General features: G+C 35.6%; 23 protein-coding genes and 1 tRNA gene. 18 read left to right on the top strand and 6 right to left on the bottom strand.

The genetic code is table 11. The features are described from left to right. Positions 1 to 59: 59 nt before the first annotated feature. Positions 60 to 1358, bottom strand: coding sequence for a Xaa-Pro aminopeptidase (pepP, locus tag DYE60_RS03620; RefSeq protein ID WP_115315275.1), 1299 nt, complete (start codon positions 1356 to 1358; stop codon positions 60 to 62). Positions 1359 to 1626: 268 nt separating this feature from the next. Here pepP and topA point away from each other — a divergent pair, with 268 nt between their 5' ends. Beyond that, positions 1627 to 4260 carry a type I DNA topoisomerase gene (gene topA / locus DYE60_RS03615; protein ID WP_115315274.1) on the top strand — a complete coding sequence of 878 codons (2634 nt, stop codon included), beginning with the start codon at positions 1627 to 1629 and terminating at the stop codon, positions 4258 to 4260. Positions 4261 to 4340: 80 nt separating this feature from the next. After that, entirely contained in the window at positions 4341 to 4781 is a 441-nt protein-coding gene (locus DYE60_RS03610; RefSeq protein ID WP_115315273.1) for a GAF domain-containing protein, read from the top strand. Between the two features lie 52 nt (positions 4782 to 4833). On the opposite strand, the gene nth is transcribed toward DYE60_RS03610, so the two are convergent. Then, positions 4834 to 5469: an endonuclease III gene (gene nth, locus DYE60_RS03605; protein WP_115315272.1), complete on the bottom strand. Its 636-nt coding sequence runs from the start codon at positions 5467 to 5469 to the stop codon at positions 4834 to 4836. 5 nt (positions 5470 to 5474) lie between these two features. Next, complete coding sequence (locus DYE60_RS03600; RefSeq protein WP_115315271.1) at positions 5475 to 6236, bottom strand: TSUP family transporter; 762 nt, start codon at positions 6234 to 6236, stop codon at positions 5475 to 5477. A gap of 150 nt (positions 6237 to 6386) precedes the next feature. On the opposite strand from DYE60_RS03600, the gene folA reads away from it, so the two are divergent. The 10 genes from folA to trmJ all read left to right on the top strand — a co-directional run bounded on the left by folA (position 6387) and on the right by trmJ (position 15206). Continuing rightward, positions 6387 to 6881 (top strand): type 3 dihydrofolate reductase, encoded by a 495-nt coding sequence (gene folA, locus DYE60_RS03595; protein ID WP_115315270.1) that lies wholly within the window; start codon positions 6387 to 6389, stop codon positions 6879 to 6881. Between the two features lie 212 nt (positions 6882 to 7093). After that, positions 7094 to 8329, top strand: coding sequence for a saccharopine dehydrogenase family protein (locus DYE60_RS03590; protein WP_115315269.1), 1236 nt, complete (start codon positions 7094 to 7096; stop codon positions 8327 to 8329). Positions 8330 to 8477: 148 nt separating this feature from the next. After that, on the top strand, positions 8478 to 8765 hold the full coding sequence (gene rplY / locus DYE60_RS03585; RefSeq protein ID WP_115315268.1) for a 50S ribosomal protein L25: 288 nt from the start codon (positions 8478 to 8480) through the stop codon (positions 8763 to 8765). 297 nt (positions 8766 to 9062) lie between these two features. Beyond that, positions 9063 to 9992, top strand: a complete 930-nt coding sequence (gene accD / locus DYE60_RS03580; RefSeq protein WP_115315267.1) for an acetyl-CoA carboxylase, carboxyltransferase subunit beta — start codon at positions 9063 to 9065, stop codon at positions 9990 to 9992. Continuing rightward, positions 9989 to 11290, top strand: a complete 1302-nt coding sequence (folC, locus tag DYE60_RS03575) for a bifunctional tetrahydrofolate synthase/dihydrofolate synthase (protein WP_115315266.1) — start codon at positions 9989 to 9991, stop codon at positions 11288 to 11290. The genes accD and folC overlap by 4 nt, the downstream gene beginning before the upstream one ends. A gap of 20 nt (positions 11291 to 11310) precedes the next feature. Further along, positions 11311 to 12408, top strand: a complete 1098-nt coding sequence (gene sohB, locus DYE60_RS03570) for a protease SohB (protein ID WP_115315265.1) — start codon at positions 11311 to 11313, stop codon at positions 12406 to 12408. A gap of 10 nt (positions 12409 to 12418) precedes the next feature. Continuing rightward, positions 12419 to 13135, top strand: a complete 717-nt coding sequence (locus tag DYE60_RS03565; protein WP_115315264.1) for a hypothetical protein — start codon at positions 12419 to 12421, stop codon at positions 13133 to 13135. A gap of 168 nt (positions 13136 to 13303) precedes the next feature. Next, positions 13304 to 13876, top strand: a complete 573-nt coding sequence (gene rpoE, locus DYE60_RS03560; RefSeq protein ID WP_115315263.1) for an RNA polymerase sigma factor RpoE — start codon at positions 13304 to 13306, stop codon at positions 13874 to 13876. 22 nt (positions 13877 to 13898) lie between these two features. Beyond that, positions 13899 to 14399 (top strand): sigma-E factor negative regulatory protein, encoded by a 501-nt coding sequence (locus tag DYE60_RS03555; protein WP_115315262.1) that lies wholly within the window; start codon positions 13899 to 13901, stop codon positions 14397 to 14399. Between the two features lie 75 nt (positions 14400 to 14474). Further along, positions 14475 to 15206: a tRNA (cytosine(32)/uridine(32)-2'-O)-methyltransferase TrmJ gene (gene trmJ, locus DYE60_RS03550; RefSeq protein ID WP_115315261.1), complete on the top strand. Its 732-nt coding sequence runs from the start codon at positions 14475 to 14477 to the stop codon at positions 15204 to 15206. A gap of 2 nt (positions 15207 to 15208) precedes the next feature. Here the strand turns inward: trmJ and DYE60_RS03545 are convergent, their stop codons facing one another. The 3 genes from DYE60_RS03545 to DYE60_RS03535 all read right to left on the bottom strand — a co-directional run bounded on the left by DYE60_RS03545 (position 15209) and on the right by DYE60_RS03535 (position 17433). After that, positions 15209 to 15907 carry a response regulator gene (locus DYE60_RS03545; RefSeq protein WP_115315260.1) on the bottom strand — a complete coding sequence of 233 codons (699 nt, stop codon included), beginning with the start codon at positions 15905 to 15907 and terminating at the stop codon, positions 15209 to 15211. A 96-nt stretch (positions 15908 to 16003) separates the two neighbouring features. After that, on the bottom strand, positions 16004 to 16969 hold the full coding sequence (locus DYE60_RS03540) for an asparaginase (protein WP_115315259.1): 966 nt from the start codon (positions 16967 to 16969) through the stop codon (positions 16004 to 16006). Positions 16970 to 17247: 278 nt separating this feature from the next. Then, on the bottom strand, positions 17248 to 17433 hold the full coding sequence (locus tag DYE60_RS03535) for a hypothetical protein (RefSeq protein ID WP_115315258.1): 186 nt from the start codon (positions 17431 to 17433) through the stop codon (positions 17248 to 17250). Between the two features lie 487 nt (positions 17434 to 17920). Between DYE60_RS03535 and ppx the strand changes: the two genes are divergently transcribed. From ppx to rbfA, 6 genes are all read left to right on the top strand, one after another. Beyond that, complete coding sequence (ppx, locus tag DYE60_RS03530; protein WP_115315257.1) at positions 17921 to 19423, top strand: exopolyphosphatase; 1503 nt, start codon at positions 17921 to 17923, stop codon at positions 19421 to 19423. 151 nt (positions 19424 to 19574) lie between these two features. Next, positions 19575 to 19651 (top strand) — tRNA-Met (locus tag DYE60_RS03525). Between the two features lie 176 nt (positions 19652 to 19827). After that, entirely contained in the window at positions 19828 to 20289 is a 462-nt protein-coding gene (gene rimP, locus DYE60_RS03520) for a ribosome maturation factor RimP (protein WP_115315256.1), read from the top strand. 15 nt (positions 20290 to 20304) lie between these two features. Continuing rightward, entirely contained in the window at positions 20305 to 21786 is a 1482-nt protein-coding gene (gene nusA, locus DYE60_RS03515) for a transcription termination factor NusA (protein WP_115315255.1), read from the top strand. A gap of 21 nt (positions 21787 to 21807) precedes the next feature. Then, positions 21808 to 24294, top strand: a complete 2487-nt coding sequence (gene infB, locus DYE60_RS03510; RefSeq protein ID WP_115315254.1) for a translation initiation factor IF-2 — start codon at positions 21808 to 21810, stop codon at positions 24292 to 24294. Positions 24295 to 24432: 138 nt separating this feature from the next. After that, positions 24433 to 24813 carry a 30S ribosome-binding factor RbfA gene (rbfA, locus tag DYE60_RS03505; RefSeq protein WP_115315253.1) on the top strand — a complete coding sequence of 127 codons (381 nt, stop codon included), beginning with the start codon at positions 24433 to 24435 and terminating at the stop codon, positions 24811 to 24813. Positions 24814 to 24815 lie beyond the last annotated feature (2 nt).

The following is a 24815-nucleotide window of genomic DNA, read 5'->3' as shown; positions in this document are numbered from 1 at the left end:
AATTTGTAAATTTAAATAAAAATTTAACCGCTTTGTTATTGCAACGTTGAGCGAAGAGTTTAAATCTGCTCAGCCATTACCGCTTCAATATCTGCAATTTCTTTTGGACAGCCAGAAGTGAGATTTTTGCAACCATATTCCGTAATTAAAATATTATCTTCAATACGAATACCAATGCCTTTATATTTTTCAGGGACATTGGCTGATTTTGGAATATAGACACCTGGTTCGATAGTGAATACCATTCCAATTTCTAATGGACGATCACGGTATTTTTTATTACGTCCGATTTTACCAACATCGTGAACATCTAAACCTAAACTATGCCCTAAGCCGTGCATATAAAATTCTTGCCAAGCTTCTTGCTCGATCAACGTGTTAACATCACCTTTTAAGATACCTAATTCAACTAATCCAGCGGTGAGCTTTTCAATATAGATTTCATTTAAGGCTTGCATTGAAATGCCCGCACGAGCTTGCTCAATAATGGATTTTTGAGCATCTAACACTAATTGATAAAGCTCACGTTGTGGTTCGCTAAATTTACCATTTACAGGGAATGTACGGCTAATATCTCCAGCATACATTGCAAATTCAGCCCCTGCATCAATCAGTAATAAATCGCCGTCTTTTAAGATTTGATCGTTTTCATTATAATGCAAGATACAGGCATTATCACCACCAGCAACAATTGAATTGTAAGATGGACCACGTGAACCAAAACGGCTAAATTCATAAATGATTTCACCTTCAATTTCCATTTCATAGCGATTTGGGCGTGTGGTTTTCATTGCACGAATATGTGCCATTGATGAAATATGACAAGCTTGTTGCATTAAATCAATTTCTAATTTAGATTTAATTAAACGCATTTCGGAAAGCATCGTTTCCCAACTAATCACTTCATCAAATACTTTAGATACGATAGCGTCGCCCCAAGTTTGTAAGCCTTCTGCATAGTAACAAGCGGTCAAATTTTCACATTTTTTTGCAAAAATTTCTTCAATATTTTCAATATTAAATGCTTCATCCATTTCTAATGTTTTTGGCGCATCTAGTGTACCTAAACGGCGACCATTCCACGTTTCCATTAAAGGATCTTTTTCACGTAAAAAAAGGATGCTTTGTGTTTTGCCTTGCTTTTTAATAAGAAGAAGTGCGGATTCCTGTTCCGCAAAACCTGTTAAATACCAAAAATAACTATCTGGTCTGAATAAGTATTCACAATCATTATTACGGCGTTTTTCCGTTTCGGTAAAGACAACTAATGCAGAATTATCTTGCATTTGTTCAAAGACTTTTTGACGACGAGCAGTAAACTCGGATTGTGGCATTTTAGCCATATAACTAAGATCCATATTTAGTTCCTTTTAAGTAAAAAATAGTTTCGTAACTTTAAGCAGTTTTAAGATGAAATTCAATAGGATTTTAAATATTATCTGTTTATCAGGTTGAAACATAAAAACAGTTGTTTTTTTAGTCAAATAATCAAATCAATTATATTTCTATTGTATTTTTTAAGAAGCCTTGCTATCTTAAATAATGGATTAAAAGCATAGTGGAAAAAATTCGTTTTTCTACTATGTTTTTCAAATTTAGGCATAATCAAAATTTTAGGTATATTTAATGGCAAAATCATTAGTAATTGTGGAATCACCAGCCAAAGCAAAAACAATAAATAAATATTTAGGCAAAGACTATGTGGTTAAATCAAGTGTTGGACATATTCGTGATTTACCAACTGCAGGTAGTAATAAAGGTGAAAAAGCAAAAGCAGTTTCAACTCGTGGAATGACAGCAGAGCAAAAAGCAATAATTAAAGCAGAAAAAGATCGCAAAGCACTTGTTAAAAGAATGGGGATTGACCCTTATCACGATTGGGAACCTAATTATCAGATTTTGCCAGGTAAAGAAAAAGTTGTTTCAGATTTACAAGCCCAAGCCAAAAAAGCCGATCATATCTATCTCGCAACCGATTTGGATAGAGAGGGAGAAGCGATTGCGTGGCATTTACGTGAAGTAATTGGGGGCGATGACAGTCGTTTTAGCCGAGTGGTTTTTAATGAGATCACTCGCAATGCGATTCAAAAAGCGTTTGAAACACCAGAACATTTGAATATGGATCGGGTATATGCACAACAAACAAGACGTTTCTTAGACCGTGTTGTGGGCTTTATGGTTTCACCATTATTATGGAAAAAAGTGGCACGAGGTTTATCCGCAGGGCGTGTTCAATCTGTTGCCGTAAAACTGTTAGTTGAACGTGAACGTGAAATTAAAGCCTTTTTACCCGAAGAGTTTTGGGAAGTTGTTACACAAAACACTACAAAAAATGGTGAAATTTCATTGGATTTAAGCCATTTTAAAGGTAAAAAATGGTCAGCAAAGAATCAACAAGAAGCCGATGAAACCGTTAAAGCCTTGCAATCAAGTGCGTTTATCGTTAGCAAAATTGATAAAAAACCAACTTCATCAAAAGCAAAACCCCCTTTTATTACCTCAACTTTACAGCAAAGTGCGAGTACACGTTTGAGTTTTGGCGTGAAAAAAACAATGATGTTGGCTCAGCGTTTGTATGAAGCGGGTTACATCACTTATATGCGTACCGATTCGACGAATTTAAGCCAAGACGCTTTAACAATGGCACGTGATTATATTGAAAATAAATTTGGCGGAGATTATTTACCAGCGAAACCAAATTTCTATTCAAGTAAAAATAATGCCCAAGAAGCCCACGAAGCCATTCGTCCTTCTAACGTAGCAACCAAAGCCAGTGATTTAGTGGGAATGGATAAAGACGCAGTGCGTTTATACGAGTTAATTTGGCGACAATTCCTTGCGTGCCAAATGACAGAAGCAAAATACGACTCTACGAGCTTAACCATTAGAGCGGGAGATTATGAATTAAAAGCCAAAGGACGTGTGTTACGCTTTGACGGTTGGACAAAAGTACAGCCTTTATTAGGGAAATCAGCGGAAGATCAAGTTTTACCTGAATTAAGCCTAAATGAAGAATTAAAACTTAATAAAGTATTACCAACCCAACATTTCACTAAGCCACCTGCACGTTTTAGTGAGGCAGCATTAGTGAAAGAATTGGAGAAAAAAGGGATTGGTCGTCCTTCAACTTACGCGGCAATCATTTCAACTATTCAAGATCGAGGTTATGTGCGTGTCGAAAATCGTCGTTTTTATGCAGAGAAAATGGGTGAAATCGTCATCGATCGTTTAGATGAATCATTCAGCGAATTGATGAACTATGATTTTACCGCAAATATGGAAGATACCCTTGACCAAATCGCCTCAGGAAATAGCAACTGGAAACAAGAATTAGATAGTTTCTTTAAAGATTTTTCAGAGCAATTAACCAAAGCAGAATTAGACGAATTAGAAGGCGGAATGCGTCCAAATAATGTGGTTGAAATTGATGTCGCTTGTCCTGATTGTCAGCGTGATATGTCAATTAGAACGGGGACTACTGGGGTGTTTTTAGGCTGTACAGGCTATGCATTGCCTCCAAAAGAGCGTTGTAAAAAGACGATCAATTTAATTCCAGAAGCTGAATTATTGAATGTATTAGATGAGGATTCAGAAACTAATGCACTATTGAGCCGTAAACGCTGTCCGAAATGTGATACGGCAATGGATAGCTATTTGATTGATCCTGAGCGTAAATTACATATTTGTGGGAATAACCCTAACTGTGATGGCTATGTGATTGAGCAAGGTACATTTAAAATCAAAGGCTACGATGGTCCGATTGTTGAATGTGATAAATGTGAAGCGGAAATGCACTTGAAATTAGGGCGTTTTGGTAAATATATGGCGTGTACTGCTTGTGATAATACTCGTAAAATTCTGAAAAATGGCGATGTTGCACCACCTCGTGAAGAGCCAACGCACTTCCCTGAATTAAAATGTGAAAAATCTGATGCCTATTTTGTGTTGCGTGATGGTGCGAGTGGCGTGTTTATGTCAGCCCATAACTTCCCTAAATCTCGTGAAAGCCGTTCGCCAAAAGTGGCGGAGTTAGTTCAATTTAAAGAACGTTTACCTGAAAAATTACGTTATTTAGCCGACGCACCACAAAAAGATCCTGAGGGTAACGAGGCAATTATTCGTTTTAGCCGTAAAGAAAAACGTCAATATGTCACTTCTGAAAAAGACGGTAAAGCAACGAAATGGCTGGTGGATTATATTGATGGTAAATGGGTGGAAAGAGCCACTGCGTCAAAATCAAAAACAACTAAAAAGAAATAATTTCTTGCAAAAATCCTCGTAAATTTAACCGCTTACGAGGATTTTTTTATCATAATTAAATACTTAAACGGAGGTTTAAAATGGACATTAAATTATTAGATGCCATTCTTGGCGATGAAGATGACATTATTTCAAGAATGGCAAATATTAGTGCTTTTTTATATGAACATATATCCGATATTAACTGGGTTGGTTTTTATATTGTACGTGGCGATGTGTTGAAAGTAGGGCCTTTTCAAGGCAAAGTTGCTTGTTCTAATATTCCTAAAGGTAAAGGTGTTTGTGGCACGGCGTGGGAGCGTTTAGAAACCATTGTCGTACCAGATACGCATCAGTTTGAAGGACATATCGCTTGTGATGCTGCTTCTCGTTCTGAAGTGGTTATTCCTATCTTGGATGAAAATGGGGAAATGTTTGCGGAACTTGATGTGGACAGTCCACTGTTAGATCGTTTTTCTGAAAAGGAAGTCGAGTTTTTAACACAAGCGAGTAAACTTGTGTTTTATAAAGGAGAAAACTAATAATTTAGAGGGATAAATTTTAAAAGATTTATCCCTTTTTGATACGACAAAGCTAAATTTCAGTTTTATCTTTATATTCACAAAGATCTTCAATAATACAAGAACCGCAACGGGGTTTACGAGCGATACAAGTGTAGCGTCCGTGCAAAATTAACCAATGATGCACATCCACTTTAAACTCAGCAGGCACGACTTTCAATAATTTTTCTTCTACTTTGACGACATCTTTTCCCATTGCAAATTTTGTACGATTACTCACACGAAAAATATGGGTGTCAACTGCTATAGTCGGGTGCCCAAAAGCCGTATTTAACACCACATTGGCTGTTTTTCTTCCGACCCCCGCAAGGGCTTCAAGCGCTTCACGGTTTTCTGGTACAATGCCATTGTGTTTTTCAATTAAATCGCGACAGGTTTTGATCACATTATTTGCTTTGCTGTTAAATAACCCTATCGTTTTTATATATTCTTTTAAACCATCCACCCCTAAATCAAGAATTGCTTTTGGTGTGTTTGCAACAGGGAATAGCTTAGCCGTTGCTTTATTTACTCCTACATCCGTTGCTTGTGCGGATAAAATTACCGCAATCAATAATTCAAAAGGTGAGCTATAATTTAACTCTGTTGTTGGATGCGGATTTTGATCTCGCAGACGTGTTAATATTTCGATTCGTTTTTCTTTATTCATAATTTTTAAAAGTAACCTTGTTCCCAGAGCATTTTTGCCACCATAAGCAGTGAAATGGTGACAATCAATGGTCGAATCAGTTTTTTTCCTTTGGTAACGACCATTCTAGCTCCTAAATTTCCCCCAATAATTTGCCCAATCATCATTATAAATCCTACCTTCCAAATAACAACACCGCCTAAAATAAAGAACAGCAACGCGGCAAGATTGGAGGCAAAATTTAATATTTTTGCGTGAGCGACCGCTTTTGATAGATTAAACCCAAGTAATGACACAAATGCAAGAGTTAAAAATGATCCTGTGGCAGGTCCAAATAAACCATCATAAAAGCCTAATCCAATGGCAACTGTAAAGCCAAATAACGTTAAACCAATACGTTGTTTGCGATCCTCATCGCCTAATTTAGGGCTAAATAAAAAATAGATAGCAATCACTAAAATTAAAAAAGGCAGTATATTTTTAAGTGCATTTACATCAATATTTTGTACTAAAATAGTGCCTGCCGATCCCCCTAAAAAGCTAAGAAGCAAGATCCATTTTATCTGTTTAAAATCGATAGCTTTTTTGCGAATAAAATACAAGGAAGCTGAAAATGCGCCCGCACAGCTTTGTAATTTATTTGTGCCAAGAACCATTGCTGGTGGAATTCCAACAGAAAGCAGGGCGGGAATCGTGAGTAGTCCGCCTCCCCCCGCAATAGCATCAATAAAACTTGCAATAAGTGCCACAAAAAATAAAAATGTTAAAATTTCAATGCTTAATTCCATAATTAACTTCCTTGAATAAAATAAGCGGTCAAATTTTTATTATTTTTTACAAAAATGGGGTGCTAGATTACCACTTATTTAATTTTGCTGGAATAATAAAAAGCGAAAAAAGTAAAATTTTGTTAGAATTATTCAAATAGGAGAAAAGATATGAAAATTAGTTTAATTGTTGCTCGAACAAGAAATAAAGTGATAGGTAAAGATAATGCAATGCCGTGGCATTTACCCGTAGATCTTGAGTGGTTTAAGCAGAATACGTTGCATAAACCAGTGATTATGGGACGTAAAACCTATCAATCTATTGGACGATTGTTACCTAATAGACAAAATATTATTTTGTCTCGTACTGACTTTCAGGTTGAAGGTGCATTATCTGCAAATAGTTTAGAAGAAGGCTTAAAAATAGCGGAATCTTTAAATGTGGCAGAAGTAATGATTATTGGTGGTGGTGAATTATTTAAACAAAGTATTCCATTAGCGAGCAGTTTATATTTAACGGAAATTCAAGCTGATATCGAAGGCGATACTTATTTCGATTTTGATGAAACGCAATGGAAAGTAGCACGAGAGCAGTGGTCTGAAATTGATGAAAAAAATAATCACCGTTGCCACTTTATGCAGTTAGATAAAATAGCGAATAAATAAGCGGTTATTTTTGAACAAAAATTTGCAAAAAAAGAATAACTATTTATTTCATAAATGAAATTCTGTTATAATCCGCGACTTATTTTTTGAATAAAAATAAACAACATTTTGCTCGATATTGACTTTTTAGGTTTTCAATATGTATCGAGTTTATTTTATTACCTAGACCTTTAATATTCTACTTTTAAAGGGAATTTGGAGAAAATGCTATAATGAAAAAAAATGTTTTAATTATTGGAGCGGGTGGGGTTGCACAGGTTGTGGCACATAAATGTGCTCAAAATAATGATGTGTTAGGTAACATAGCGATTGCCTCTCGTACCCTTTCAAAATGCCAAAATATTGTTAAAGATATTGAAGCTCGCAATAGTTTAAAAGTGCCAGCAACAATCAATTGTTATTCATTGGATGCTTTTGATATTGAACAAACCAAAGCGTTAATTCAAGAAACAAACTCACAAATCGTGATTAACGTGGCACAATCTTTTCAAAATATGCCTATTTTAGAAGCTTGTATTCAAACGGGTGTTGCTTATATTGACACAGCAATTGCAGAAGATCCTGAAAAAGTTTGCCCAACACCACCTTGGTATGCCCATTATGAATGGAAACGCTTAGATCGTTGTAAAGAAAATAGCGTTACCGCTATTTTAGGGGCAGGATTTGATCCTGGTGTGGTAAATGCGTACGCTAGCTACGGCGTAACGCTTTTTGATGAGGTAGAAAGTATCGATATTATCGACATCAATGCGGGAAATCACGGTAAATATTTTGCAACTAACTTTGATCCTGAAATCAATTTTAGAGAATTTACCGGCGTGGTTTATTCTTGGCAAAATAGCCAGTGGCAAACCAACCAAATGTTTGAAGTAAAACGTACCGATGATTTACCTGTGGTCGGTGTGCAAAATTCTTATTTAACTGGACACGAAGAAGTACATTCGCTGGCTAAACATTTAGGTGTACCAAATATTCGCTTTTGGATGGGCTTTGGTGATCATTATATTAACGTATTTAATGTATTGAAAAATTTAGGTTTATTATCAGAAAAACCAGTTAAAACAGCAGAGGGTGTAGAAATAGTGCCACTTAAAGTGGTCAAAGCCTGTTTGCCAGATCCTTCATCATTAGCACCAAATTATACAGGTTATACTTGCATTGGTAATTTAATTAAAGGTAAAAAAGACGGTAAAGACAAAGAAATTTTTATTTATAACACCGCAAGTCATGAAGACTCTTTTGCCGAAGTGGGAAGCCAAGGAATTTCTTATACCGCAGGTGTGCCAGCCGTCGCTGCTGCGATGTTAGTGGCAACAGGGGAATGGGATTGCCTTGAAATGCGTAATATTGAACAGCTTGATCCAAAACCTTATATCAATTTATTGAATAAAATGGGCTTACCAAATCGCATTAAAGATGAAGATGGCGATCGAGAGCTAGCATTTTAAGATAAAAACCTTTCTTTTTTACAGAAAATCATTATAATGTTCGCTTGCCGTTTTTATATGAACGGCAATAATTTTAGGGAAGTAGCTGGGTCGCCTGCTACTTTTATTTTTAACGGAACAATAGTTCCTTTTATATGAGAATTTAAAAATGTCATTTACATTTAAAGCCGAAGTTCGTTCAGCGCAAGGTACGGGTGCGAGCCGCCGTCTGCGTCATAATCATCAAGTTCCTGCAATCATCTATGGTGGAAGTGCAGAAGCAGTTGCGATCACATTAGATCACGACAAAGTAAACAACGCACAATTTGAAGATTCATTTTATAGTGAAGTTTTAACATTAGTTGTTGACGGTAAAGAAGAGAAAGTAAAAGTTCAAGCAATTCAACGCCACCCAACTAAACCAAAATTATTACACTTAGATTTCAAACGTGTTTAATCACTAAACTAAGTTTTTAATTTCAAAAAGATTAAGTTCGTAAGGGCTTAATCTTTTTTTTATACCAAATTTTATCTTTCTGAAATCGTAATGTGTATTTTGATAAATAAGCTATGTATATTTAAAAACAGAAATTTTACTTGTTTTGGTATCATCTTGTTTAATAAGCGTTCTGAGATGAAATTCTTATGAAATAAAACAACATAATGATTTTTATCATAAAATTTTATGTTGTTTTTTATGTTATACTTTGGTCTAATATTGTGTCATTTTCTCAACGTAATATAAGGTTAAAAAATGAGTTGGATTGAAAGAATTTTAGGTACAAAATCATCATCTCAAAGTAGTAAAGCAAGTATCCCAGAAGGGATTTGGACGAAGTGTACAAGTTGTCAGCAAATTTTATATGCTGAGGATTTAAAACGTAATATGCAAGTGTGTCCAAAGTGTGATCATCATATGCGAGTGCCTGCACGTACTCGTTTGTTAAATTTATTTGATGAAGGCAGTACACAGGAAATTGCAGCGGAATTAGAACCACAAGATATTTTAAAATTTAAAGATTTAAAGAAATATAAAGACCGTTTAAGTGCAGCACAAAAACAGACTGGCGAGAAAGATGCGTTAATTGCAATGTCAGGAACTATTTATGATATGCCAGCTGTTGCTGCGGCCTTTGATTTTGCTTTTATGGGCGGATCAATGGGAACAACCGTAGGGCAAAAATTTGTATTGGCTGCGGAACAAGCTTTAGAAAAAAATGTGCCGTTCATCTGTTTTTCAGCGTCAGGTGGTGCGAGAATGCAAGAAGCGTTATTCTCTCTTATGCAAATGGCGAAAACTAGTGCAGTATTGGCAAGATTAAAAGAAAAAGGTGTGCCTTTTATTTCTGTGATGACCGATCCAACCTTTGGTGGCGTATCAGCAAGTTTTGCAATGTTGGGTGATATTCATATTGCTGAACCAAAAGCGTTAATTGGCTTTGCGGGAGCGAGAGTAATTGAGCAAACGGTGCGTGAAACTTTACCAGAAGGTTTCCAACGAGCAGAATTTTTATTAGAACACGGTGCAATTGATATGATTGTTCATCGTCGTGATATGCGTGAAACGTTAGCTCGATTAGTGGCAAAAATGACTAATCAGCCATCGCCTTTTCAAAAAGATGTTTTGTTACTTGATAATCAAATTGAACAAAACGATCAAATGGTAGAAGAAGTCACCGAATGACAGTAACGTGTTATCCAACAGCCACGGATTCTTTGGATACGTGGCTTTCCTATTTAGAAACCAGTCATAGTAAAGCGATTGACTTAGGCTTAGAGCGTATTAAATCAGTAGCTTGTACCTTAGATTTGCTTAAACCTGCACCTTATGTGATTACTGTCGCGGGGACAAATGGCAAAGGATCAACCTGTAAATTTTTAGAAACCGCCTTACTTAAAGCAGGCAAGCGAGTGGGGGTATATTCTTCGCCACACTTAATGCGTTACAATGAGAGAGTACGAATCAATGGTGAATTGTTAGATGATGATGCACACATTCGCTCTTTTGTAAAAATCACTAAAAATAAGACCGCTTCATTAAGCTATTTTGAATACAGCACGCTTTCTGCCTTAGATTTATTCAAACAGGCAAATTTAGATGTGGTGATTTTAGAAGTAGGGCTTGGTGGGCGCTTAGATGCGACGAATATTGTCGATCCTGATTTTGCGGTGATTACCTCTATTGATATCGATCATATTGCATTTTTAGGGGATAACCGAGAAGATATTGGGCGAGAGAAAGCGGGTATTTTTAGAAAAAACATTCCTGTTGTGATTGGTGAGAGGGATTGTCCAAACAGCATTATTGAACAAATAAAATCGCTACAGTGTCACGCCTTTTTTTGTGGTAAAGAGTTTCAATATTCAATCAATGGTGAGTATTTTGAATGGCAATCTAACAACATTCATTTTGATAATTTAGCTTTACCAAAAATTCCTTATCCAAATGTTGCGACAGCCTTAGCCGTTTTAACGCAGTTGCCTTTTGATATCAGTGAGCAAATTATTCGAGAAACCGTGTCAGAAACGGAGCTAACAGGACGTTTTCAGTTTTTAAAATTACAAGATTTTGCAAATTTCTCAAAAAAACAACCGCTAGCACAGGTGATTATTGATGTAGGGCATAACCCCCATGCAACACGTTATTTAAGTGAGCGATTATCTCAGATTAAACAGCCTAATCAGAAAATTTATGCAATATTTAGTGCATTGGAAGACAAAGATTTGGCGGGAATTGTTGAGCCGTTAAAAACTATTGTTGATGAATGGCACTGTGTTACCCTTGATTGTTTTAGAGGGCAACGCAGCCAGATTATTTTGGAAAAAATTGCAAAAATCATTCCAAATATGACCGCTTATTCTTATGAAAATATGGATGTGGCAACAGAAAAAGTCTTTGATCTTGCAACAGAAAAGGATATTGTGCTGGTGTTTGGATCATTTCATACGGTTAGCGATTTTTTATTAACGATTAAACAATAAACATTAACAAGGACACAATTATGTGGAAAGAAGTTTTATTAAACTACGGTATTTTCTTATTGGAATTATTAACCGTATTTGGTGTGATCATTGCGATTGTAATGATGGTATTAGAAAGCAAAAAGCAGAGTCAGCAGGGCGAGATTTCTATTACGAACTTAACTGAAAAATATAAAGAGAGTAAAAAAGCCCTTAGCCAGTTTTTCCTAACGGAAGCTGAGCAGAAAGCGCAGGAGAAAGCTGAGAAAAAAGCCCAAAAAGAGAAAGCAAAAGCGGATAAAAAACGCTTAAAATTAGCGAAAAAATCAAAAGCTAAAAATTCAGAACAAGCTGAATTAGAAGAAGCACAAGAAGAAAGTGTGAAATCTCGTCTTTTTGTGGTTAATTTCAATGGTGATGTAATGGCAAGTGGTGTAGATTGTTTGCGTAAAGAAATTGATGCAATCGTCACCCTTGCAAGACCTGAACACGATGAAGTATTATTGAAATTAGAAAGCCCTGGTGGTGTGGTTCACGGTTACGGTTTGGCAGCGTCACAACTAGTGCGTTTAAAAGAGCGTAATATTCCATTAACCATTACAGTTGATAAAGTGGCTGCAAGTGGTGGCTATATGATGGCGTGCGTAGCGGATAAAATTATTTCAGCACCATTTGCGGTGTTAGGCTCAATCGGTGTGGTGGCACAAGTGCCAAATATTCATCGTTTGTTGAAAAAACACGATGTTGATGTGGACGTGATGACCGCGGGCGAATATAAACGCACTGTGACTTTAATGGGTGAAAATACCAAAACAGGCAAGAAAAAATTCCAGCAAGAATTAGAAGAAACCCACACTTTATTTAAACAGTTTGTCAATCAATACCGTCCACAGTTAGACATTGAAAAAGTGGCAACAGGCGAGCATTGGTTTGGTAAACAAGCATTAGAACTAAATTTAGTTGATGAAATTGCAACGAGCGATGATGTGATTTTAACGATGATTGAACAAAAAGACGTGATTGAAGTGAAATTTACGCAAAAGAAAAATGTGTTAAAACGTTTTGGGATTGAGCTTGAACAGAGTGCTGAACGTTTAATTACGAAGTTGTTGAATAAATCGGGTTCGTCAATGCTGTAGAGAACTTAATATGGAATTTCTTAGTTTTATTTCAAATATCATTACACTCAATGGTCATTATGATAAAGCTCTGTTTGTTTATGGTACTCCTATTTTTATAGCTTATGAGTTTTTTAAATTTAAAACTGATATTGTAGCAAATGTAAAAAAAGATGAGTTATTTATAAGTATTTTTAATAAAAATATAAAATCTTATGAACCATTAGTTATAGAAGAGATGTTTTATAGATATTATAAGTTTTATCTTAGCTTTGAAGAAATTCTTTATTGTACCAAAGTAACCAAACCAAAATTATTTATTAGTGATTTAAAAGCGTGTTTAAGCAAAGGATATGTTGAATTTTTTAAGGGCGAGTATTGTGATAGTTTAAGATTTAAGGGTAAATATAAAAAAGTTGCACAAAAAAATAATTTCCAGTTTTGGTGTTTGACAATATGTTTTGTTCTTTTCTATATTGTGTTATCAATTATCTTTTTAGCTCCTTATGAATTTTTAGGTTTATCCGAAAAAGAAGGGCGTAGTTTTATTATTCTTATAATTGTTATAATGGTATTGATTGGCGTCTTATCGTTTATGTTTGTATTCCCTGAAACCAAAGCATTATTTGCATATAATAGAATTATGAATAAAAAAATCTATAAATTAAGAAAGAGTGATAAATTAGAAAATATGACATCAGAGCAAATACGAGATGTGATAAATCGCTGTGTTCAGTATAAATTGTGATATTAACTTTACTAAATATAAGCGGTCATTTTTTTAATAACTTTTGCAAAAATAAATTTCTTAGAAATTATTTTATAATTACTAAAAAATTTGAACTTTTTAGGATGGCTGTACACTAAGCTGGTGTAGAGAGAGTAACAATGGAGAGTTTTAGGAGAATTAAACTCAATGAGTGAACAAAAAACCGATCAGGAACTGGTTGAACTTGCACAACAAGGAAATAAGATGGCATTTAACTTGCTGGTTGTTCGTTATCAAAATCGAGTTGCTGGATTACTCACTCGTTATATTCCACAAGATGATATTCCTGATATCGTTCAGGAGTCGTTTATCAAGGCTTATCGTGCCTTAAACTCTTTTCGTGGAGAGAGTGCTTTTTATACTTGGCTTTACCGTATTGCAGTGAATACAGCGAAAAATCACTTAACGGCATTAGGACGTCGTCCTCCTAGAGAAGATATTTTAGCCGAAGATGCGGAAAGTTATGATAGTGGAACGTATTTAAGAGAAGCAGATACACCAGAAAATTTGGTGTTATCAGAAGAATTGAAAAGAGTGGTTTTTGAAACGATAGATAATTTACCTGATGAGCTTAGAAGTGCAATTACGTTGCGTGAGCTTGAAGGACTAAGTTATGAAGAAATAGCAGAAGTGATGGAATGCCCTGTGGGAACGGTTCGTTCTCGTATTTTCAGAGCAAGGGAAGCGATTGATGCTAAAATCAAACCGTTAATGCAATAAGTTAAAGTAATTGGAGTTAATTATGCAACAGAATGAGAACCTTTCTGCTTATATAGATGGGGAACAAGTAGAAGGTAACCTTGCTGAAGCGTTATGTTCGTCACCAGAATTACAACAGAAATGGCAAAGTTACCATGCAGTTCGTAGTGTAATGCGGGGCGAAAATGTTATTTTAGGTAATGATTTTTCTATGAAAATGGAAGCATTACTTGAAAAAGAAGAGATAAAAATGCAGCCTAAGGGTATTGTGCTGACACTAAAACGTTGGAGTACACCTCTAATTCAAGTTGGGGTTGCTGCGTCAGTATGCTTTGCTGTTGTTCTGGGCGTGAATACAATGAATCTGAATAACGATGATGAGTTTGTTCAGGATCAACTTATATTACAAACCTTGCCTTTTACGGATAGCATTCAGCAAGTGAGTTTGAATCTTCAAGAAGAGATACAGAAAATTGAAGATGAGAAGAAAAAGCAAGAAGAGTTGAAAAAAGAGCTAGATGAATTAGATAAAGTTCAACAATAATAGTCAATAAAATGCGATAATAGAAAACCACCTTATGGAATAGTAAGGTGGTTTTTTAGTTAGAAGAGAGTAGAAATGGATAGTATTTTAAAACAAATTCAAGTGGTGTTAGTGGAAACCTCCCACAGTGGTAATATTGGTTCAGCTGCACGAGCAATGAAAACAATGGGGTTGTCGCAATTACGTTTAGTCAATCCTTTACAACCAATAGATGAGCAAGCGATAGCGTTATCTGCAGGGGCAAAAGATGTTTTAGAACAAGCTCAAACTTTTGCAACGTTTGATGAAGCGATTGCAGATTGTCAGTTAGTAGTTGGTAGTAGTGCAAGATTACGTCATTTACAATCAACCCTTGTTAACCCTAGAAAAGGGGGAGAGATTGTTATGACGCAGGCTCAACAAGGGAAGATTGCTGTTGTTTTTGGGCGGGAGCGAGTTGGTTTAACCAACGATGAGCTATTAAAATGTCATTATCATTTGAACGTGCCGACTAATCCTGAATATGGTTCACTAAATTTAGCAATGGCTGTTCAGTTGATTTGTTATGAAATTAGAAATGCTTATCTTGAATTAGAAAATTTGCAAAAAATAGAAAAAAAACAACCGCTTGTAGAGTATCCTACGGCACAATCTCTAGAATATTTTTTCCAACATACAGAAAAAGTGTATAGAGCCTTAGGTTTTATAAAAAACGATGCTATGATGCCCAAAATTCGTCGTTTATATCAGCGAACTCACTTAGAAACGACGGAATTAAATATTCTAAGAGGTATGTTAAGTGCCATAGAAAATCATAGAAATAAGTGATATTACATGCTTTCTGCGATTAAAAGATAGCCTTTGCCTCGAATAGTTTTGAACCAAGCAAGGCTATCTTTTCTTTTGGGTAATTTTTTACGCAAATTAGAAATATGCATATCAATGGCACGATCATAAGGACTTAGTTCTTTACCTAATATTTTAAGGCTTAATACATCACGAGAGAATAGGGTATTAGGTTTATCAACAAATAGACTAAATAATAAAAATTCAGTGGATGTTAATTGCAAATCTTGTTGATTATAACGAGCTTGCTGGGCATTTATATTTAATTCTATCCCACAAAACATAATTTTTTTACAAGGTGTATCTTTATTTGTTGATGAGGGCATTGATCTGCGTAAAATCGCCTTGACTCTAGCAACTAGCTCTCGTTCATTAAAAGGTTTTGCCAAATAGTCATCTGCCCCTAAATCAAAGGCAAGAATTCGGTCGATATCTTGATTACGAGTGCTGACCATAAGAACTGGGGTTTGATATTTTTGACGAATTTGTTTTAAGGTTTCAATGCCATTTAAGATAGGCATATTGATATCAAGTAAAATTAGATCATACTGTTGTGCTTCTAATCTAGCTAAAGTATCTTGGCCATTATGAACAGCCTGAATCTCAAAATTTTCTAATGTAAGTAATTTCATTAGGGATTGAGTAAGAGTTATATCATCATCAACTAAAAGAATTTTTGACATTACGTATTTCTACCCTCGCTTTTTTGAAGAAAATTGCACTTTTTCTAACTGTTATCTAAGAATATAACGAATTTTGTTTATTTATTCCAATCTTATTTAAAAATAATTTGAAAGTGGTTGATTTAATTGCTGATTTAAGAGAACTAATAACTTAATACGTGCTTTTTGCCCATTCAATCCTGTACTAAAAATAACCCCTTCTTGTTTTAAACGTCGTCCTCCACCCACATAATCGTACACATCTTGTGTAACACCATTGAATGCACGAGAAACCAAAACCACAGGAATCTGAGCATTTAATAAAGCAGAAACGCCAGCTAAGCAGGTTGGTGGTAAATTTCCTGCTCCTAATGCCTCAATTACCACCCCATCACATTCACTGTTTGCAAGATACTTTAATAATTCACTGTCCATCCCTGCATAGGTTTTAATAAGGGGAACATTGGTTTTTTCTAAGTGTTCAAAAGGAAAATGTTCATAACAAGTTAAACGTTGAAAATATAATACATTGTGTTTCGCAATTAACCCACAGGGTCCAAATGTTGGTGTTTGAAAAGTAGCCACATTAGTCGTATGAGTTTTAGTTACAAATTTTGCGTGATGAATTTCATCATTCATTACCACCAGTACGCCTCGATCTCTACTTTCTGGCGTTAGGGCGACTAAAATAGCACTTTGTAAATTGATTAAACCATCGGAACCGAGTTCATTATTGGAACGCATTGCACCGGTTAGCACAATAGGAATATCTGTATCAATACTTAATTCTAAAAAATAAGCGGTCTCTTCCAAAGTATCAGTGCCGTGAGTAATGATTATACCTGTATAGTGTTCCTGAAAAATTGCTTTTTCAATTCTCGTTTTTAAATAGATCCAATGGGTTAGGTTAATATGAGGAGACGGTACATTAAAGATAGCTTCTTGATCGATTTTAGCGGGGCTGTGCAATGTTTTAATTGATGCGAGTAATGGGTTCTCTTGTGAAAGGACAACGTGACCATTATCACCTTCATTCATAGAAATTGTGCCACCAGTATGCAAAATCAATAGTTTGTTTATCATTTATTTCCCTATATTCCTATTTTTCGAAGCATTATAAAAATATTTGTGAATTTTATAAAGCCGTTTATATACATTTTAAGTGAAAAATTATTTTTTTAAATCAATATGTTATAAAGCTGTTAAATAATACTTATTTCAAATGAGAATATGTTAAAGAATTTTCGTTATTGAAAGTGGAATGATTTATGTGTTGTTCAATATGATTGGATATCATCGTGAAATTTGGTAATCAATACTTGTGATACTGATTACCAATATCCAAAGAATAACTAAAATAATTAGTGAGAACTATCAGGAGTGCGTTTAATTCTCTTCCAAATATTGCCTGGTGCTGATGTTGGTGGTGCTTTTTGATTATCTTTAATAGTAGAATAACGTTCTTTTTTATGACCTCGAGGATCTATTTCTTGATAGATACCACCATTTTTACCAGTATTTTGACCTGGTTTAATTGTATTTACCATATGATTTCCTTGTAGGTTACGCTGCACTATTACAGCATTATGCTATATGGGAGTTGATTGTTTTAAAATCAATATGCTTTAGTATAAAAATTTTTGAGGATATATATACTAGATAAGTGACAAATAATTTATTGATTTATTATGTCGTTGTAATGGTCTCCTTCTCTATCTGTATTTCTAGGAATATCCCGAGTTGTTGTACAAAAGCAAAGAGGGGCATACCAGAGAGAAAGAAATCTTGACAAGTAAACAGGTTCGGAAGAACACACCTTTTATTTATATTATCACTGATAGTATTGTCACAAAGCGATAGTGAGCGTTTTCCTTATTCTTGTCCATATACATATTGAAATATATGTATTAAATAAAATTTCGGAACATTTTTTGTTTTGATCTTTGATTTATTCAATATTTTGCAAATTTTTGAAGAAAATGACCGCTTATTATATTAGAATGTTAGCGTTATATTATAGGAAAGGAATATATTATGCCATTTAGCTCTGCTCCTCGTGAATTTGCTGCTATTGATTTAGGATCAAATAGTTTTCATCTTATTATTGCTCGAGTCGTTAATGGCTCTATTCAAATTTTGTCTCGTATTAAGCAACAAGTTAGATTAGCAGAAGGCTTAGGGGAAGATCGTATTTTGAGCGATGAAGCAATGAAGAGAGGAATCGATTGTTTAGCGTTGTTTGCGAGTCGTTTACAAGGGTTTGAGGTTGAAAATGTTAAGGTTATTGGTACATATACATTACGCCGAGCATTAAATAATGATGAATTTCTTCATCAAGCAAAAGCAGTCTTTCCTTATCCAATCAATATTATTTCAGGTCGAGAAGAAGCTACATTGATTTATTCTGGGGCAAGTCATACTCAGCCAGAAAAAGGTCGAAAATTTATTATCGATATTGGTGGTGGCTCGACGGAGATGTGTATTGGTGATGATTTTTCACCGATTCGAGCAGAGAGTCGTCATATGGGATGTGTAAGTTTTGCAAAGCGTTTTTTTTCACAGGGACATTTAAGTGAACACGCATTCGAAAGTGCTTATAAAGTGGCAATGGAAAAAATTGAGGATCTTGAAGGTGATTATTGTGAATTAGGTTGGCAACACGTTCTTGGATCATCGGGTACAATAAAGACAGTGGTTTCTGTATTAAGAGCCAATGGTTATAAAGATGGTATTATTACGCTTGAACGTTTAAATTATTTAATTGAGAATTGTTTGAAATTTAATTCATTATATCAGATACAACTAAAAGGGCTATTAAAAGAACGAGCAGATGTTTTTGTGCCGGGTCTAGCTATTTTAAAAGCACTTTTTCATACCTTTCAAATAGACACAATGCGGTATTCTGATGGTGCAGTTCGTGAAGGAGTGATGTATAGCTTAGATGCTCAGTTCCAGCAGCAGGATATTAGACAGCGTACTGCGACATCTCTTGCACAACAATTTAATATTGATGTGGAGCAAGCAACAAGGGTAGAACGGACAGCATATCAATTAGTTAAACAAATTCCATTCTGGCATACTCATTCTTTAAAACAAGAATTTTACGATATTTTAAAATGGGCGAGTCAATTACACGAAGTGGGCATTACGATTAACCATAATCGTTACAATTATCATTCAGGTTATATTTTAAACAATATAAATTTACCAGGTTTTGATAATGAACAACAACTTCTTCTAGCAACGATTGTGCGTTACCATCTTCAAGACATTAAATTAAATTATATTCATCGTACTTATCGTTATAGTAAGCGTAACATTATCACATTATTAAGATTGTTTCGCCTTGCAACATTATTAAATCGTTCACGTCAAGCGACAATAAGGCCACAACAAGTAAAATTAAGAATAGATGGAAATACGTGGTTTTTATCTTTTGAAGATGATTACTTAACAAATAATCCCTTATTAGTGAATGATCTCAATTTAGAAGTAAGGGAGCTGCAAGCGGTCGGATTTGATCTAAAATTTGCATAATTATTTTTTAGTTATTTGAATTAGTTAATAGAAATTTATGATGAATCAGATTGATTTAACAACAAAGCGTTTGAATTTAAAGCAAAAGAGATCTTTTTTATAAAAAAGACTTGCTTTCATTTTAAATCTATCTATAATGAGCTACATCAGACGCGGGGTGGAGCAGCTTGGTAGCTCGTCGGGCTCATAACCCGAAGGTCGTTGGTTCAAATCCAGCCCCCGCAACCAGCTTTTTAAGCTCATCTTTCATTAAAAGATGGGCTTTATTTTTATCAGAACAAAAGATAAAAATAAACGATAGGAAGTCCAAACAGATGTTTGGGCTTTTTTGTAGGAATTAAACTATTTTCTAAGAAGGAGCTTATTATAGCTCTTTTTTTGTATTTAATTATTAGGAGGTATCTTTGGCAACATTAGAGCAAAAGTTACAAGAACTTACTCACGATTCTATTGAAGCAATGGGATTTGAATTAGTTGGAATTGAAACAGCACGAGCAGGACGTTTTCTTACTGTTCGTATTTATATAGATAAAGAAGGTGGCGTAACAGTTGAAGATTGTAGTAGCGTTAGCCGTCAAGTAAGTGCCATTTTTGATGTTGAAGATCCAATCAGTGATAAGTACAACTTAGAAGTATCTTCTCCTGGATTAGATCGACCGTTATTCACATTGGAGCATTATCAACGTTTTATTGGAAGAGATGTGATTATTCATCTTCGTATACCAATGTTTGATCGCCGTAAATGGCAAGGTGAGCTTGTGAATGTCGAGAATAATCTAGTTACATTAAAGGTTGAGAATGAAATGCACAGTTTTGCATTTGGTAACATTCAAAAAGCAAACTTAATTCCCGTTTTTAATTTTTAATATAAGGTATGTAAAATGAGTAAAGAGATTTTATTAGCAGCAGAAGCCGTATCTAACGAGAAGTTGCTACCAAAAGAAGCAATTTTTGAAGCGTTAGAAACAGCACTTGCTATTTCGACAAGAAAAAAGAAAGAATTAGATATTGATGTACGTGTGGTGATTGACCGTAAAACAGGTAATTTTGCGACTTTCCGCCGTTGGGCTGTGGTTGAAGAGGTACATAATACAACCCGTGAAATCAGTATTGAAGCAGCACAATATGATGATCCAAATGTACAAGTTGGTGATTTTATTGAAGATGAAATTGATTCAATTCCTTTCGACCGTATCACAATGCAAACTGCACGTCAGGTTATCACTTCTAAAATTCGTGAAGCTGAACGCAATAAAGTGGTTGAGCAATATCGTTCACAGTTAGGTTCTATCATTAGTGCAACAGTGAAAAAATCAAGCCGTGAGCAAATCATTTTAGATTTAGGTAATCAAGCGGAAGCAGTAATTGTACGTGAAGATATGTTACCTCGTGAAAACCTTCGTCCAGGTGACCGTATTCGTGGTGTGTTATATGAGATTAAACCTGAATCAAAAGGTCCTCAACTTTTTGTTACACGTTCAAAACCAATTATGCTTGAAGAGCTATTTAGACTTGAAGTACCAGAAATTGGCGAAGAGCTGATTGAAATTAAGGGTGCATCTCGTGATCCAGCATCTCGTGCTAAAATTGCAGTGAAAAGTAATGATAAGCGTATTGATCCTGTTGGTGCGTGTGTGGGAATGCGTGGTGCCCGTGTACAAGCGATCAGTAATGAGCTAGGTGGTGAACGAATTGATATTGTACTTTGGGATGATAATCCAGCACAATTTGCTATCAATGCGATGGCACCTGCGGATGTTGCTTCTATCGTAGTTGATGAAGATGCGCATACAATGGATATTGCTGTTGAAGAAACTGCTTTAGCACAAGCTATTGGACGCAATGGTCAGAATGTTCGTTTAGCAACACAGTTAACAGGTTGGACATTAAATGTAATGACAACCAAAGATTTAGATAAAAAACATCAAGCAGAAGATAACAAAGTACTGAATTTATTTGTAGAAGCTCTTGAAATTGATGATGAGTTTGCACAACTTCTTATTGATGAAGGTTTCTCATCGTTAGAAGAGATTGCTTATGTGCCTGTTAATGAAATTACCTCTATTGATGGTCTTGAAGATGAAGATTTAGTTGTCGAATTACAAGAGCGTGCAAAAACGGCAATTACTAAACAAGCAATGCTTGAAGAAAAAATGCTTGAAGAAGCACATATTGAAGATAAATTATTAAATCTTGAAGGTATGGAACGTCACATTGCATTCAAATTAGCAGAAAAAGGCGTAGTGACATTAGAAGAATTAGCTGAACAAGGTACTGATGATTTAGCTGATATTGAAGAGTTATCATCAGAAAAAGCGGGCGAGTTAATTATGGCTGCACGTGAAATTTGTTGGTTTAGTTAGTCGTTGTAAGGAGAATTTAAGATGACAGAAGAGAAAAAAGCACCCAAAAAATTGAGCTTACAACGCCGTACTAAGACGACTGTAAGCAGTACAACAACAGGTGGAAAAGCAAAACAAGTCCAAGTTGAAGTACGTAAATCTCGCAAAATTGATGTTGCAGCTGTAGAAGCCGCGAAACAGAAAGAATTAGCTGAAGCAAAAGCTAAAGAACAAGCTGAAAAAGAAGCAAAATTAAAAGCCGAGAAAGAGGCTAAAGCTAAAGCGGAATTAGAGAAAAAACAAAAAGCAGAGCAGGAAAAAGCAAAAGTCGAAGCTGCAGCTAAAAAAGCGAAAAAAGCAGAAGAGAAAAAACCAGCTAAATCGAAAGAAGAAGAGGAGTTCCGCCGTAAACAAGAAGAACTTGCTCTGAAAAAAGCTGAAGAAGCTGCGAAAAAAGCAGCTGAAGAAGCACGTCGTTTAGCTGAGCTTGCTGCTGATGAAGGTAAAACAGATTCATCAGCAGATGAATTTGAAGATGCTCGCTTTACTTCAAACTATGCACGTGAAGCGGATTTTGATTCGGATCGTAAGAGTGAGTCAAAAGGTCGTAAAAAAACCAAAAAAGCAACACGTAATGAAGATTCTAAAAAGAATGAACGTGAAGAAAATCGCCGTAACCAAAAAGGTAATTTAAAAGTTGGTAAAGGTAAACGCAATGTGAAAAAAGGTAATTCATCTATTCAACAAAGCTTTACTAAACCAGCAGCACCAGTGACACGTGAAGTTGTGATTGGTGAAACGATTACTGTTGCAGAACTTGCGAATAAAATGGCAGTCAAAGCGACCGAAGTGATCAAAACGATGATGAAAATGGGTGCAATGGCGACCATTAACCAAGTAATTGACCAAGAAACAGCACAACTCGTGGCTGAGGAAATGGGACACAAAGTCGTTCTTCGTAAAGAAAATGAACTTGAAGAAGCGTTAATGAGCGATCGTGACTTAAATCTTGAAAAAGTAACGCGCGCACCAGTTGTAACTATTATGGGACACGTGGATCATGGTAAAACGTCATTGCTTGACTATATCCGTAAAGCAAAAGTAGCTGCAGGCGAAGCAGGTGGTATTACACAGCATATCGGTGCTTATCACGTTGAAACAGACGATGGTAAAATGGTTACTTTCTTAGATACTCCGGGACACGCGGCCTTTACGTCAATGCGTGCACGTGGTGCAAAATCAACAGATATCGTTATCCTTGTTGTTGCAGCAGATGATGGTGTGATGCCACAAACAATCGAAGCGATTCAGCACGCAAGAGCAGCGGAAGTACCTTTAGTTGTTGCAGTAAATAAAGTCGATAAACCAGAAGCAAATCCTGATCGTGTTGAGCAAGAATTATTACAATATGAAGTTGTTTCTGAAAAATTCGGTGGGGATATTCAGTTTGTTCACGTATCAGCGAAACAAGGTACGGGTGTTGATGAATTATTAGATGCGATCTTATTACAATCAGAAGTACTTGAATTAACGGCAGTTAAAGAAGGTATGGCAAGTGGTGTTGTTATTGAATCTTACCTAGATAAAGGTCGTGGTCCAGTTGCAACAATCCTTGTTCAATCAGGTACGTTAAACAAAGGTGATATCGTACTTTGTGGCTTCGAATACGGTCGTGTTCGTGCAATGCGTGATGAAAATGGTAAAACTATTGAATCAGCAGGTCCATCAATCCCTGTTGAGGTATTAGGGCTTTCAGGCGTACCAGCAGCAGGGGATGAAGCTACCGTTGTACGTGATGAGAAAAAAGCACGTGAAGTAGCATTATATCGTCAAGGTAAATTCCGTGATGTGAAATTAGCTCGTCAGCAAAAAGCGAAACTAGAAAATATGTTTAGCAATATGACTGAGGGTGATGTTGCAGAATTAAACGTGATTGTTAAAGCAGACGTTCAAGGTTCAGTAGAAGCAATTAGCCAAGCGTTAGGCGAGCTTTCAACGGAAGAAGTGAAAGTGAAAGTTGTTGGTTCTGGTGTCGGTGGTATCACTGAAACAGATGCAACTCTTGCAGCAGCGTCAAATGCGATTATTTTAGGATTTAACGTGCGTGCTGATGCATCAGCACGTCGTGTGATTGAAACGGAAAATATTGATTTACGTTACTACTCAATCATTTATGAATTATTAAATGAAATTAAAGCAGCGATGAGCGGTATGCTTGCACCTGAATTTAAACAAGAGATCATCGGTTTAGCAGAAGTACGTGATGTATTCCGTCACCCTAAATTTGGTGCGATTGCAGGTTGTATGGTGACTGAAGGTATCGTAAAACGTAGCAACCCAATCCGTGTATTACGTGATAATATTGTTATCTTCGAAGGTGAATTAGATTCATTACGTCGTTTCAAAGATGATGTAGCAGAAGTACGTAGTAATATGGAATGTGGTATGGGCGTTAAAAACTACAATGATGTTAAAGTTGGCGACCAAATCGAAGTCTTTGAAGTGGTTGAAATTAAACGTTCAATCTAATGAATATACGTAGAGACAAGGCTCGCCTTGTCTATTTATGATATATTTTAACAATTTATAAGCGGTCAGATTTATCAAAAAATTTGCAAATTTTTTATAAAATCTTACCGCTTGTTTGCTAACAAAAGGATATAAAAAATGGCGAAAGAATTTACACGTTCAGACCGAGTCGCACAGGAATTACAAAAAGAAATTGCAATTATTTTGCAACGCGAAGTAAAAGATCCTCGTGTAGGAATGGTGACGGTTTCAGATGTTGAAATTAGCCGAGATCTTGCTTATGCAAAAGTATTCGTGACTTTCTTATTTGATGAAGATGATAGCGTAGTAGAACGTGGTTTAGAGGGCTTAAATAAAGCCTCAGGTTACATTCGTAATCTTGTTGGAAAAGCAATGCGTTTACGTATTGTGCCAGAACTACGTTTTGTTTACGACCAGTCATTAGTTGAAGGAATGCGTATGTCTAACCTTGTGACTGATGTTGTACGTAAAGATAAGCAAAAGCATTCTGAGGAATAATC

Source organism: Phocoenobacter uteri, assembly GCF_900454895.1.
GTDB lineage: Bacteria > Pseudomonadota > Gammaproteobacteria > Enterobacterales > Pasteurellaceae > Phocoenobacter > Phocoenobacter uteri.
The sequence above is the reverse complement of the archived record's forward strand: the minus strand, read 5'-3'. Positions and strand labels throughout refer to the sequence as shown.

Coding starts and splice junctions, on each gene's coding strand:
- pepP (WP_115315275.1), bottom strand. CDS start 1,358: ATGGATCTTAGTTATATGGCTAAAATGCCACAATCCGAGTTTACTGCT.
- topA (WP_115315274.1), top strand. CDS start 1,627: ATGGCAAAATCATTAGTAATTGTGGAATCACCAGCCAAAGCAAAAACA.
- DYE60_RS03610 (WP_115315273.1), top strand. CDS start 4,341: ATGGACATTAAATTATTAGATGCCATTCTTGGCGATGAAGATGACATT.
- nth (WP_115315272.1), bottom strand. CDS start 5,469: ATGAATAAAGAAAAACGAATCGAAATATTAACACGTCTGCGAGATCAA.
- DYE60_RS03600 (WP_115315271.1), bottom strand. CDS start 6,236: ATGGAATTAAGCATTGAAATTTTAACATTTTTATTTTTTGTGGCACTT.
- folA (WP_115315270.1), top strand. CDS start 6,387: ATGAAAATTAGTTTAATTGTTGCTCGAACAAGAAATAAAGTGATAGGT.
- DYE60_RS03590 (WP_115315269.1), top strand. CDS start 7,094: ATGAAAAAAAATGTTTTAATTATTGGAGCGGGTGGGGTTGCACAGGTT.
- rplY (WP_115315268.1), top strand. CDS start 8,478: ATGTCATTTACATTTAAAGCCGAAGTTCGTTCAGCGCAAGGTACGGGT.
- accD (WP_115315267.1), top strand. CDS start 9,063: ATGAGTTGGATTGAAAGAATTTTAGGTACAAAATCATCATCTCAAAGT.
- folC (WP_115315266.1), top strand. CDS start 9,989: ATGACAGTAACGTGTTATCCAACAGCCACGGATTCTTTGGATACGTGG.
- sohB (WP_115315265.1), top strand. CDS start 11,311: ATGTGGAAAGAAGTTTTATTAAACTACGGTATTTTCTTATTGGAATTA.
- DYE60_RS03565 (WP_115315264.1), top strand. CDS start 12,419: ATGGAATTTCTTAGTTTTATTTCAAATATCATTACACTCAATGGTCAT.
- rpoE (WP_115315263.1), top strand. CDS start 13,304: ATGAGTGAACAAAAAACCGATCAGGAACTGGTTGAACTTGCACAACAA.
- DYE60_RS03555 (WP_115315262.1), top strand. CDS start 13,899: ATGCAACAGAATGAGAACCTTTCTGCTTATATAGATGGGGAACAAGTA.
- trmJ (WP_115315261.1), top strand. CDS start 14,475: ATGGATAGTATTTTAAAACAAATTCAAGTGGTGTTAGTGGAAACCTCC.
- DYE60_RS03545 (WP_115315260.1), bottom strand. CDS start 15,907: ATGTCAAAAATTCTTTTAGTTGATGATGATATAACTCTTACTCAATCC.
- DYE60_RS03540 (WP_115315259.1), bottom strand. CDS start 16,969: ATGATAAACAAACTATTGATTTTGCATACTGGTGGCACAATTTCTATG.
- DYE60_RS03535 (WP_115315258.1), bottom strand. CDS start 17,433: ATGGTAAATACAATTAAACCAGGTCAAAATACTGGTAAAAATGGTGGT.
- ppx (WP_115315257.1), top strand. CDS start 17,921: ATGCCATTTAGCTCTGCTCCTCGTGAATTTGCTGCTATTGATTTAGGA.
- nusA (WP_115315255.1), top strand. CDS start 20,305: ATGAGTAAAGAGATTTTATTAGCAGCAGAAGCCGTATCTAACGAGAAG.
- infB (WP_115315254.1), top strand. CDS start 21,808: ATGACAGAAGAGAAAAAAGCACCCAAAAAATTGAGCTTACAACGCCGT.
- rbfA (WP_115315253.1), top strand. CDS start 24,433: ATGGCGAAAGAATTTACACGTTCAGACCGAGTCGCACAGGAATTACAA.